Genomic DNA, 13,325 nt, shown 5'->3' on the forward strand with positions numbered 1-13,325 from the left:
CCCTGTTGAATACAGAAATCATCTTCTTGATGCCGCCTAACTTTTTTTAAAATGTCCTTTACAAAGGGTACGGATTATTTCTCTACCTTCCTTTTCTTATCTCTATTTGAGATATTTTTATATTTCCACACTTTCTTTCCCTTTTGCAACATAACTCATATCTCCAACTGACTCGACTGTATATGTTCCATCTTGATATAAAATCTTCGTCACACTAGCATTTTCCACTCCAAGTTTTGTTTTATTACTATCTAACATCTCTATTAAGGTAGTAATCAACAGCCCATGAACGACAACTAAAACGTTACCGCCGCCATCTTTAGCTGCTTCTTCACTAATTTTATCTATCTCTGCTTTTATACGAGTAGAAAATAATTCCCAATCTTCCGCCTGTTTCGTAGGATCTGCTGCTCTAATAAGATCAATAACTTCTTGAATAGAAAACTTCATGAGTTCTTCTGGTGATGCAACGCCCGCAGCTTTTCCAACCACATCCCACATATTTTCAAGCTTTTCACCCTCAAAAATACCGAAATTTAATTCTCTTAAATTTTTCCTTTGCTCAAGTTTCAATTTTGATTGCTCACTATATTTTAATACTAAATTAGCAGTTTCAATCGCGCGGCCGCTATCACTACTATACGCACTTGTAAAATGAATATCTTTTAATCCCGTTCCTAAATTAGAGGCAACTTCTACACCTTTTTCTACTAACGGAGAGTCTGCCCAACCTTGCGCGCGATGGTTTGTATTTAATATTGTTTTACCGTGTCTTGTAACATATAACGTAACTACATTCTCATTGCTATTTGTTTCTCGATTCTTCATTCAATTCTCTCCCTTTACATTTCTATATCAATTTTACCACCTTAATTATTCATTGAGCAAAATATATGTAAGTAGCTTCGCTTAATAAAAAACGCTACCTTTCTGTATATCCATACAAAAAGATAGCATCTTTTATGATTACATTTCTTAACCGATACTCCTACTCAGCAAAAGCACTCGAATATTGCACAATTCCTTTTACACCTTCAAGAGCATTTTCTCTTAATTCCATCGCCATAAACACTTCATCTGGCACTTCAAATGGTGCTTTTATATTCCACTCACTTGCTTTCTTAAAACCAAATTTCGGATAGTACTCTGGATGTCCTAATACTACAACTGATCCGTATCCGAGTTCTTTCGCTTTTTCTAGCGCAGCTACAATAAGTTTCCCGCCAATGCCTTTTTTCTGATGGCCCGTAGCAACTGAAACTGGGGCAAGCGCTAATGAATCTACAGAAGCTCCATCCTTTTCTATCTTAATTTTCGATAACATAATATGCCCGACTATTTCCTCGTCTACCGCAACGATAGATAACTCAGGAACAAACGCGTCACATTCTCTAATACGCTTTACAAGTTCATGTTCTGTTTTATCGCTAAATTCTTCATGTAAAAATGCTTGCTGTACAACTTCTTCTGTTTTTCTATACTCATTTTGTTGCTCTTGTCTAATCTTTACCATTTTAACTTATCCTCTATTCTTTCTTATTTCTTTTTGGATTTTACGAAGCGCTTTTTTCGACCCACGCTCAATATCATGCTGCATTTTTCTTTCTTTATAATCGACAAATAGTATATTTAAATCGTATCCCTCTGGGTATAATTCCTTTGCTGCTACTTCTAATGTAATACGTTTTACATTTACTTCAACAAATTCACCGTTATAATAGACAACGACGTTATAGAAATTATCTATTTCCTTATAGATAATACCAAAATCATCATAATCCAATAAATTTACGCGATCCCCAATTTTGTACTCATAATTATTTTCTCTTTTTTCTTGCACAAATTTCGGTTTTCTAATTTTACTTTCATTCACTTTTTCTAAAGCGTATTCTTTATTTCCCATGTACTCTTTCGCTCTTTTCAGTACATGTTCTCTTACGTTCATTTTATTTGCAATCGAAAGTGCATTACTTTCACCTGATTTACCGATCACTAATTTATAAAGTGGTTCTAACGTTTCACTATTAAATTGCATTGCTGCGTTCATAAAATCATCGTGCATTTCTGAGAATCGCTTAATTTCACCGTAATGTGTACTCGCAACTGTAATACATCCCGCAAGATAAAACTCCTCTAAAATAGAAATTGCAAGTGCTGCCCCTTCATTCGGCTCGGTTCCGCTTCCTATTTCATCAAACAATAGAAGCGTATTATTATTTGACACCCTCATAATCTCAGATAAATTTTTCATATGTGATGAAAATGTACTGAGTGCATTTTCGATACTTTGATTATCACCAATATCTACAAATACATTGTCAAAAATAGCAATTTCCGTTTCTTTATCTCCAGCAATATGAAGGCCTGACATTGTCGCTAATGTTAGTAGTCCAATTGTTTTTAATACAATTGTCTTCCCGCCCGCATTCGGTCCTGTAATAATTAAACTTCGGTAGTTTTGACCGATTTCAAAGTGTAACGGTACTACGTTCCCACTTAAAAGCGGATGCTTACAATTTACTAAATGAATGTAGCCATGATCATTTAACTTCGGCTCTATTCCATCGATTGATTTACTAAACTTCGCTTTCGCAAATACCATATCGTATTGACTAATTAATTCCATATTAATTTTTATATGATAAATGTTTTCTGCTACCATTCCTGATAAAGTTGCTAAAATTTGATACTCTTCCATCGCTTCTTCTGCTTTCAAACTTGCGAGTTCCACATTTAACTTTGTAACCGTATGCGGTTCTATAAATACAGTAGAGCCTTTTGCCGAGGCTTCAACTACACTTCCCGCAACTTGATTTTTATAAGAAGATTTAATTGGAATTGTATACCTATCATCCTTCTTACTAATGAAGAACTCCTGAATATACTTCTTATTTGCACTATTATTTAAAAACTTCGTTAAACGTTCTTTTATTTTCCCATCTACTGAATCAATGTTATTTCGAATTCGTTTTAACTCTTTACTAGCGGCAGAATCAATACTATTTCCTTTAATTGAAAAGTTAATTTCCTCTTCAATACTTTTATATTCAGTCATTGAATTTGCATAAGAAGCTAATACTGGCGCAAAAAATTCTTTATCTAACATAAACTTTTTAATCTTTCTACATCCACGTAAAAAGTCTGAAACACTTACTAATTCTTCTGGATCTAAAATCAACCCTTTTTCTAATTTTTGAATTGTACTAGCAATATTTGAAATCCCAAAGAAAGGAACATGCCCTTCTGCATCTAATATAGCTCGCGCTTCAGTTGTTTCATTCAAACGATTTCTCACTACTTTAATACTCGTACTTGGTTCTAATTTATTTAATAATTCCTTACCTAATCCACTTACACAATAAGATTTCACTATATCCTTTAATTCGTTATACTGTAACTTTTCAAAAGTCATCGTATTCATTTTGTTTCTCCTCACTATGATTGATTTCTATCATAAATGAAGATACCTACTCATTAGATTCCAATGAGTTCTACATTATTCAGTTACCATTTTTAAACATTAAAAATATACACAAAAAAGCTGCGGGGATACCGCAGCTTTTACATTTACAAGGCATGAGTAATAACATATGGGGAAATAAACCATAAAAAAACGGATGGCAATCCCCTTATTACACGCTTTATAAAGTATTGTAGGTATCTTCATAGGTATCGAAATAAATCCATGACAAAATTAGGGGTATGGTATACATAAAAATCCCCTGTTCTTATCTGATTTATTTCATTCAATTTTTCCTATTTAGTACCTACCGCACTCACAAAAAGCACCTCTCATTATTTTATATTATGGTCATTGAAATCTAATTTACTGAAATCATCATACTATATGTATAGCAAGAAGTAAAGGTGTCATACTTTAGTCGTACGCACATATGCAGATGTTTCCTCTTGCGATATTAGATACAATATATATAAATCGTTTAACGGAGGGGTTTCTATGACAGACTTTCAAAAACAATTTTTCGCACGATTACATATAGAAGAAAAAGACAAAGTTTCATTTGAAGATTTACCTAACATTATGTACGCGATGGCACAAACTGTCCCATTTGAAAACTTAAATGTTCTCGAAAAGAATTTTAAGGAAATATCAAAAGAAAATCTAAAAGAAAAAATTTTAGTAAACAATCGTGGTGGTCTTTGTTATGAACTCAATCCTACTATGTATCACTTCCTTAAAGACGCTGGATTTGATGTTCATCTCGTTTCAGGAACAGTTTATAACGCTGCAAACTCCATATGGGCTGTTGATTCTGGCCATATCGCAACCGTTTTAACACATCATAATGAACTTTACTTAATTGAAGTAGGATTCGGATCATACTTACCTCTTGCACCTGTTCCTTTCTCAGGTGAAGTCATTCACTCCGTTACAGGAGATTATCGTATTTGTAAAGAAATGACCGAAAAAGGAAACTACATGTTAGAGATGCGTAAAAACAATGAATTTTTGGATCAATCTTCTACTGATGATTGGACGTTAGGCTATGCATTTTATATAGAAGAAGTGGATGAAGAAAAAGCAAATGCAGCACAAAAAATTATCGTTGAACATGAGTGTTCACCATTTAACAAAGTACCTCTTATTGTAAAACTAACTGAAGATGGGCATGCCTCTTTAACGAAGGATAGTCTCACAATAGCGAAAAACGGTAAAAAAACGAAAGAGAAAGTTACAGATGGGCAATATAAAAACCTTTTACATTCAAAATTCGGAATTACATTATAATTTGTTTAGCCTTGCCTTTTAGCAAGGCTTTTTAATTTTCAGCAGGGATTTTTTGCAATTTGTTGTATTTCATAGTTATATAGAAATATAACTACATATTTAGAAAGGAAATGATTATGACAGAACTTAAAGATCGACTACAAGTAGATGATAAAGAAAAATGGGATTTAACGGATATTTACGATACCATTGAAGATTGGGAAAGTGATTTTCATAAAATTGAAGTATTAACGAAAGAACTACACGAGTTTAATGGAAATATTCACGATGGCAATAGTTTATTAGCCTATTTAACAAAGAGTGAAGAAATTTCTAGCATAATATCTTTAATGTTCGCTTATGCACGATTACAATCTGATCTTGATACACGCGATACTGACGCCCAATCTCTTGTCGATAAAGTATCACAATTACACGTGAAAGTAAGTGCGGCTAAATCTTTCTTTTCCCCATTCTTACTTAGCGTAGATGAAAACACATTACACACTTACATAGAAGAAGCTGAAGGCTTACAATATTATAAAGAAGATTTATTTGAATTATACCGTTATAAAAAACACGTATTGAATAAGGACCAAGAAGAGATTTTATCACAAATGGGCGAAGCACTTTCCTCTCCGCAACATACATATGGCATGCTAAATAATGCAGATATACTATTTGGTGAAGTGACTACTAATGATGGAGAAAAAGTTACTTTAACACGAGGAATGTATGCAAAGTTAATAGAAGATGAGAAACGCGAAAAACGTAAAGAAGCCTATAAAGCTTATTACAAACCATACGTTCAATTAAAGAATTCTATCGCTTCTACTTTATCTGCAGCTATTAAAAATAATGTTACTGTTTCTAAGCTAAGAAAATATCCATCAGCGTTAGAGAAATCATTATTTGGCGACATGGTTCCGAAAGAAGTATATGAAAATTTAATTGAAACAACAAAAAAAACATACAATCTTTACATACATATAATGAACTTCGAAAAGAGAAATTAAATGTCGATGAACTAAGACAATATGACTTAAGTGTCGATTTAGTACAAGGTGTAAAACAAGATATTCCATATGATAACGCGTTTGACATCATGATTGAATCACTAGCTCCTTTAGGTGAAGAATATATTGAAACATTAAAAAGCTTTAAAGATAAACGTTATATTGACGTAAGAGAAACGCCAGGAAAACGTTCCGGTGCTTATAACTTTGGTGTATACGGCGTTCATCCATTCATTCTTTTAAATCATCACGATGATTTAAATAGCCTTTTCACCCTTACTCACGAATGTGGGCATGGCATGCATACGCACTACTCACACGGATATCAACCAAGAATTTCTGCACACTATACTATTTTCGTCGCAGAAGTCGCTTCTACAGTAAATGAAGTGCTATTAATTCATCATTTATTAAAAGAAGCAAAAGATGCAAACGTACGTAACCATTTAGTAAACCATTTCATTGAGAAATTTAAAGGCACTTTCTTTACACAAATCATGTTCGCTGAATTTGAAAAAATCACGCATGAAATGGCACAGCAAGGTAAACCATTAAATGCCCAAACCTTTAGCGAGGTTTACGAAAACTTGTTTAGAGAATATAATGGCGACTCCCTCGTATTTGACGAAGAAGTAAAATACGGATGGGCTAGAATACCGCATTTCTATCGTCCATTTTACGTGTACAAATATGCAACTGGATTCGCTTCTGCAATCCAAATTGCCGATAAGTTATTGAGCGGCGATCCAAATGCTCAAAAACATTATATTGAATTCCTTAAAGGCGGAAGTTCCGACTACCCATTAAACTTATTGAAAAAAGCTGGTGTTGATTTAACTACGCCAGAACCTATTGAAAGTGCATTACATCGTTTTAGTGAACTTGTTGAAGAATTTTCAGCATTATAAAAAGCATGCAGAGTATATACTCTGCATGCTTTTTTCATTTCGGTTACTTTATACTAAATGTTGCTGCGTTACGCAATGAATCATGCCACCATACGCAAATAGCTCATTTATATAAATGCCGATAATTCTTCTTCCAGGAAACTGTCCTTCAATGATTTGGAGCCCTAACTTGTCATGTTCATCACCGTATATAGGAACTAATACGACTTCATTTCCGATATAAAAATTCAAATATGAACCCTTACATTCTGCTTCTTTTACCACTTTTCTTGTCACTGGTACTGGTATGAGCTGAAATGGCTTTCCATCTAAATTTCTTGCCTGTCGTAATTCTTGATAATGCTTTTCGTACGCATCTAAAAGGTAGGGCTCCCCTTCTCCGAAAGGATCATATTCATAAAGAATTGTATTTTCATTTACAAAACGTGCTACGCCATCAATATGGTAATCCGTATCTTCATCATAATTATCCTCACCGCGAATGCCAGTTATCCATATAAAATTCGTTACCCCCAAATACTTCGTTAACTCTATTTCAATCTCTTCCTGACTTAGTGTAGGATTTCGGTTTTCATTTATAATAGAAGTTTTTGCCGCCATTAAAGTTCCATTTCCGTTTATCTCTATTCCCCCGCCCTCTAGACAAACACTAGATTTAACTTTTGGAATGCTATACATTTCACTTATTTTCGCCGGAATAACAGCATCCTTTTTATACGGATATTTCTCCCCCCAGCCATTAAATATCCAGTGTGTTAAGCAGAGATTGCCTTTCTTATCCTTTACAAAGATCGGTCCATTATCTCGTATCCACACATCATCCGTTTCTTCAATTAAAAAATCAATTTTATCCATATCCACTTTCGCTTCCGTTAACTTCGATTGGACATGTACTTTTTCTTTCTCATCATATACAACAATATGCACAGTTTCTCCGTAATGAAGCTCCTTTACCATCGTTACCCAAATATCATCTAACTTAGCTCTGTATCCTTCACCTCTATGAGTTCTATCATGAGGCCATTGGAGCCATGTCCCCTCATGTTCCTCCCACTCAGCAGGCATATAAAATAAACTTTTTTTCATACATGTTCACCCCTTCTTCCAATGTAAGTTCAGTCTAAACTTTGACATCGTGTTAAGGTCAACAGGAATATATTCATTTACTTTTAAAAACTTTATAAGGTGATTCTTCACTTCTCCTTGTGATACACTATTTCTCCTTGTAAAACCGTCACCAAAACTTTCGCATTCGGAATCTTATCGACACTCATTTTAGTAATATCGTCATCTAGTAATACCATATCAGCCGATTTCCCTACTTCAATCGAACCCGTGATGTTATCAAGGCCTAATGCTTTAGCTGGCTTAATTGTATAGGCATCAATAGCTGCGTATACATCAGACAAGCCCTTGTCATCAATGCTTAATGCATTCGAAATCGTCACAAGTGGATTCAGTTCGTTTACATCCCAATCACTACTAAGTGATACATTCGCACCAGTTTTCCAAATTCGTCCTAACGGCATAATTCGTTTCATTTGCTGATCTGTAAAATACGTACTTGCCCAGCTTTGTTTAGGATCTTCTGCAAAATCATGCCCTACTTGGAAATCAGCGCTAATACCTAATTTAGCAAAACGATTTATATCACTATCTTCTACCATTTCCACGTGCGTAAGCGTATATGGCTGTTTTGCACCTTCTTTTTTCGCCGCTTCAATCGCATTTAAACTCTCTCTTACTCCGCCATCTCCAATTGTGTGAATGAGTGCACCGTAACCAATTTTGTTAAGCTCAGTTAACCACCATTTCATCTTTTCTTCTGGAATATAGTTCAAGCCATACGGGGTTCCTTTAAACCACTCAAATTTATATTTTTCTAGAGTTTTAGCTGTACTGTTAATGCTAATTCCATCACTATACATTTTCACTTGATTAATAAGCATTCGAGATGATACATCATCACGCTTAATTTTTTTGAAATACTCCATTTGTTCTGCTTCATTTAAATTCGGATATACCCATGGACGAAGTACTACTCGCGTTGTTAACCTTTTTTCATCATTTACTTTATTCCAAACATCTAACCAGCCTCGTTTCCAATACAGACGACCATCACCAACTGTAGTTATACCATTCTTCGCAACTTCATCTAAACCGTCTAACAAACCGTCGTAATTCTTTTCAAAAAGTTTTGGTTGAGAATTCCATGCTTTTTCCATCACAATATCTCCAGCTGTATCATAAAGAATACCAAAAGCTTCTCTTGTCTCTGGATCCCGAATGATTCTTCCACCCTGCGGATCTTTCGTATCTTTATTTATCCCAGCTAACTCGAGTGCTTTTGAGTTAACCCATACAGAATGAGAGGTTCTTTCCATAATTAATACTGGATTATTAGGAAATAACTCATCAAGAACTTGTAATGGCGTTTGTTGTTCTACTTTTTCGTCCATATCTTTTAATAGCTCTTCCAAACTAAATCCTGTTCCACTTACCCATTCGCCATCTTTCACATCTTTTTTACAATCCTTTAAATACGAGCGTTGTTTTTGCAGCGAAGCATCTGGTGAGACACTACAATTCCCTGCTGCTGGTGATTTCGCTTCAAAAATATGATTATGGTTGTCCACAAAACCAGGAAGAATAAAACGTCCTTGTAAATCCACCACTGTCGTATCTTCATTTATAAATCTTTCTACATCTTTGTTTGAACCAACAAATGTAATTTTTCCTTCTTTAACGGCTACAGCCTCTACAATGTCTTGTTTGCCATTTGAAGTATAGATTGTCCCATTTTTAAACACTACATTTTTAGGTAACTCCTTAGGTAAAACAAAACTACCATTCTCACCTTCTCCTGCTCCAGGAGTACACGCTGATACCCATGTCATACTTAGAATCAGACAAATCATCATGATTGTTCTTTTCATATTCTTTCTCCTTTTTATTATGATAAATTACTTACATAAATAGAATAAGGATTGACATAATGTTAATGTCAATCCTTATCTTCAGTCTATTTTCATCACTAAAAAACAAATTTGTGTCACATACTCCTCCACTAAACAATCACATTCAGACCCCTTGATGTAAACCTCATATGGTGAATCCTCTATTACATAACCATTTCTTTCAATCCATTGCTCTAACGCTATATAAGCGTAACCTATATAGTCGTAACTTCCATAATGCATAGTAGTAACAATTTGATGCGGATTTAATTTTTTTATTTCATATTCTTGTACTACATCATTCTCATGCACAACCGGAATTCTTAATTCAATATCGCTCTGATTTGGGATATACTCTTCATCATAAAAGACTGTAGAGGGCGAACCGACTATTTGAAAGTTATTCTTTTGTACTTTTTCATATAAGTCATAAAAATAATCATCCATATCATCTATATTTATTTGCAGTCTTTGAACAATTACTGTTATTTCATTTCTCATTCCCACTAATATATCGTAATTTCTATGGCGAGCGATATTCAGGCCATTATTCACATTTACCATTTCATTCATTTCTGAAATAACCTGTAAATTTTGTTTTACTTCATGAGACAACTCTATAATTTGTGCTTGCATATGTTTCACAAACGAGTCGTGATCTGATGACTGGAGAATGATTTTTATTTTCGGAAGAGGGAACTTATACTCCCTTAACTTTTTTATTTTCAATGCAATTTCTAACTGCCCTTGCTCATAAAATCTATAACCATTTACTGGATTCACATATGCCGGTTTCAATATTTCCTCTTTATCATAATGCCTTAGCATCCGTGTACTCATTTTACAAATCCGAGAAAATTCAGTAATCGTATACATATACATACCCCTTGAATACATTTTCTTTTGTAAACTTTATTATTAAAACCAATCTAAAAACTTTCTAATTGAAGAACCTTCATTCTGATTGTTTAATCTTTTCATTTTTGAAGGTAACAAATGACTCGGACAATACCACGTTAAACAATTCATTGCGCCTCCCATAGTCGAGATTTCTCCTACATGAATTTGAATAACTTGTTTCTCTGTATGTTGTTGAATATATCGTAAAACTTCTTTATCTTTAGCTAGCCCAAACTTAGGGACGTAAAGAGCATCACATGTTTCTAACATATTTATATATAATCCTTTTGCCGATGCTATTTCTTGATCATATTGCCCTTTCTCTGTATATGAGGAAGGAACAACGATAAATTCAGCTTCTGGCATTTGCTCTTGAATTATCTCTTGAACATGATATCTAAATTCATCATCCCCTAAAAAATCACTAATAAACATCGTATGCTCACCAATAAATTTAACCATTCCATCCGCGTGTGCCAGTACATCTCCCTCTTCAGCAGGAATAATTATAACTCGGCTCACATCTAAATCCCACTCTAATTGCTCAATAATTTCCTCTTCTGTCCAATCATCATTATCATCAAATATGCGTTCTGTTAATATAACGGTATCTTTTTTATTCCAAATCAGATTACCACCATCTAATATTAATGGGGATTTCACATATTCAAAGTCATTCTTTTTCAACCATTTGCTAAACTGTTGATCTAAATACCGCCCTTGATCATCTGGCAAATAATTTGGTCGATATTTAAATTTAACAAGATGATTCGTTACAACTGGCGCTACATCTCTTAGCCAAATATCATCATACTCAAAAAAGCTTGTATGAAAGTCTTGTTCTTCAACAGATAAAGAAATAAATTGATCTGTAGCTCCCTTTTTTTCATTTAAATTTTCATTAAAATAAATAAGTTCTTCATAAAACGGTTCATAATATTCATTTGATTCATCTGGTATCGCAGTAAAAATAATTCCTTTTTGTTTTTGTTCCATTTTCTTTCCCTCGCTTTTTTATAATAATGAAGTAGCCAGCTCTTCCTCAACATTTCTTGAATGGATGATAATATTATATATTTATATAAAAAATATAAAACCGTCGTTGAGCTGTAATTTGACTCGTGACACGATTTTAAAAAATTTTTTATAACAACATTCTAAAATTAATAGTTGTACACAATTAACGATTACATGATTTTTCAACCTGATTCATATCCATGACTTCTAACAGACCGTTTTGATTGTATAAATTCAATAAATTCGTTTCTACGCCTATACAAATCCCTTCTAACGGAAGGTCATTTGGATCTTGACCAAAAGGATCTTCAATTTCAACTCCTATCGCTTCAATACCAATAAACGCAAAACTGATAAACATAGTTGCAAGCACTGTAACCCAGCCAAGACTATCAACAAGACCAATCGGTAAAGTCCCGCAAAATATGAGCAATAAGATTTTTATATGCGCAAAATAGGCAAAAGGAATAGGTGTCGTTTTGATACGATCACATCCCCCCACAGCCGTAAGCATATTATTCAAATCCGTTTCCATATTAATTATTGCATTGGGATGAATTTGACCCGTTTTCAAACCTTTTGATAATATAGTTTTTAACATAAGAACGATACTAATCGGTAAATGCATAGACTGCTCCAACATTTCCTTCTCCTTCTCAGAACAAACATTTAATAATTCTTTTATTTCAGATAAATCTTTTTCGTCTCTCAAATGTCCTTTCGCTATCTTCGGAAAAGCAATTAATAAATGTAAAAATTTCAGTTGTTCCTGATCCACCTTTTTCCCCTCGGAATCCCAATAACATAAAAAACTAACTGCTAAATTTCTACTACAAGCACCAATTGTGCCAAACAACTTTCTACCTTCCCAATATCTATCATAGGCAGTGTTAGTACGAAAAACTAATAGTAAACCTAAGGAACCTCCAACAATTATCCAAGGGGTTTGATTCATTTTTATTGTTGCATAATAATAATGAATTACAGTTACTACCGTTGATACACATATATATAATAAAATTTGCGGGAAAATATCTCTTATTACTGTTCCCTTTAATGTAAATATTTGATGTAAACTATTTTGATTATTGTAATGCACCATATTTACAAAAACCTCTTCTCTTATTAACTTTTTATTCTTTAAAATCATGAGAGTATACAATTAAATAATAGAATCATAAATCCTATCATGACGAAACTCGTTAAAATTATTTCTTTCAATACCGTTACTCCTTTTTTCGTCAAAAGATATAACTCTTTTTAAATTCAAATAACAAACATTCACTCTTCTAAATCACGACGCATTATTTTAGAATTTGCAATGAATAAGGCACTAATTAGTACAAGAATCGCACAGGCGTATAACAATGAATCTATCGGACTATCGTGATCAATAATAATAAGACGAACGATAGCTGTTATACCTATATAAATAAAATATCGTAACGGGAAATGAAAATTCATTTGAAAATACTTTATAATCATTACAATAAATTCAAAATATAAAAAGAATACGACGATACTATCAATCAAATGATAACTAGATTCTTCACCATTTATTTTCAGCTCTTGTATAAATTGAATGACTTCTTTCATTAGAAACACACTTAATACAATCCCTAAACAAATCAAAGCTACATTTAAAATGTACTGTAGAACGATAGGGAAAAATAAAAATACTATTTTAAAATTCTTTAACACAGAAACCTTTCTCCTTTTCCATATAAATCGAAAATTGAATACACACTATAATTCATTTATCATTGCATTTATATTTTTTATTGTTATAAATAATAAG

10 protein-coding genes and 1 pseudogene are annotated in these 13,325 nt (G+C 33.4%); 2 read left to right on the forward strand and 9 right to left on the reverse strand.

Annotation, left to right across the window (positions count from 1 at the left end):
* Window positions 1-117: 117 nt before the first annotated feature.
* The 3 genes from PDQ33_RS05515 to PDQ33_RS05525 form a co-directional block, all read right to left on the reverse strand.
* Entirely contained in the window at window positions 118-828 is a 711-nt protein-coding gene (locus PDQ33_RS05515) for a histidine phosphatase family protein (RefSeq protein ID WP_061659194.1), read from the reverse strand.
* A 160-nt stretch (window positions 829-988) separates the two neighbouring features.
* Window positions 989-1,513, reverse strand: a complete 525-nt coding sequence (locus PDQ33_RS05520; protein ID WP_061131723.1) for a GNAT family N-acetyltransferase — start codon at window positions 1,511-1,513, stop codon at window positions 989-991.
* A 6-nt stretch (window positions 1,514-1,519) separates the two neighbouring features.
* Entirely contained in the window at window positions 1,520-3,421 is a 1,902-nt protein-coding gene (locus PDQ33_RS05525) for an endonuclease MutS2 (RefSeq protein ID WP_270755019.1), read from the reverse strand.
* 537 nt (window positions 3,422-3,958) lie between these two features.
* Between PDQ33_RS05525 and PDQ33_RS05530 the strand changes: the two genes are divergently transcribed.
* Window positions 3,959-4,750 carry an arylamine N-acetyltransferase family protein gene (locus PDQ33_RS05530; protein WP_061131721.1) on the forward strand — a complete coding sequence of 264 codons (792 nt, stop codon included), beginning with the start codon at window positions 3,959-3,961 and terminating at the stop codon, window positions 4,748-4,750.
* Window positions 4,751-4,866: 116 nt separating this feature from the next.
* A pseudogene (pepF, locus tag PDQ33_RS05535) lies at window positions 4,867-6,653 on the forward strand (oligoendopeptidase F).
* A 48-nt stretch (window positions 6,654-6,701) separates the two neighbouring features.
* Here the strand turns inward: pepF and PDQ33_RS05540 are convergent.
* The 6 genes from PDQ33_RS05540 to psiE form a co-directional block, all read right to left on the reverse strand.
* Complete coding sequence (locus PDQ33_RS05540) at window positions 6,702-7,739, reverse strand: agmatine deiminase family protein (RefSeq protein ID WP_061131719.1); 1,038 nt, start codon at window positions 7,737-7,739, stop codon at window positions 6,702-6,704.
* 107 nt (window positions 7,740-7,846) lie between these two features.
* Entirely contained in the window at window positions 7,847-9,589 is a 1,743-nt protein-coding gene (locus PDQ33_RS05545) for an amidohydrolase (RefSeq protein WP_061131718.1), read from the reverse strand.
* Between the two features lie 81 nt (window positions 9,590-9,670).
* Window positions 9,671-10,486 (reverse strand): MerR family transcriptional regulator, encoded by an 816-nt coding sequence (locus PDQ33_RS05550; RefSeq protein WP_001992969.1) that lies wholly within the window; start codon window positions 10,484-10,486, stop codon window positions 9,671-9,673.
* 42 nt (window positions 10,487-10,528) lie between these two features.
* Complete coding sequence (locus PDQ33_RS05555) at window positions 10,529-11,506, reverse strand: agmatine deiminase family protein (RefSeq protein WP_001992981.1); 978 nt, start codon at window positions 11,504-11,506, stop codon at window positions 10,529-10,531.
* Window positions 11,507-11,690: 184 nt separating this feature from the next.
* Window positions 11,691-12,629 (reverse strand): bestrophin family protein, encoded by a 939-nt coding sequence (locus tag PDQ33_RS05560; RefSeq protein ID WP_043897020.1) that lies wholly within the window; start codon window positions 12,627-12,629, stop codon window positions 11,691-11,693.
* 179 nt (window positions 12,630-12,808) lie between these two features.
* Window positions 12,809-13,228 carry a phosphate-starvation-inducible protein PsiE gene (gene psiE, locus PDQ33_RS05565; protein ID WP_000916565.1) on the reverse strand — a complete coding sequence of 140 codons (420 nt, stop codon included), beginning with the start codon at window positions 13,226-13,228 and terminating at the stop codon, window positions 12,809-12,811.
* Between the last annotated feature and the right edge of the window lie 97 nt (window positions 13,229-13,325).

It is taken from the genome of Bacillus cereus group sp. Bc031, assembly GCF_027716265.1.
In the GTDB taxonomy this organism is placed as follows: domain Bacteria; phylum Bacillota; class Bacilli; order Bacillales; family Bacillaceae_G; genus Bacillus_A; species Bacillus_A paranthracis.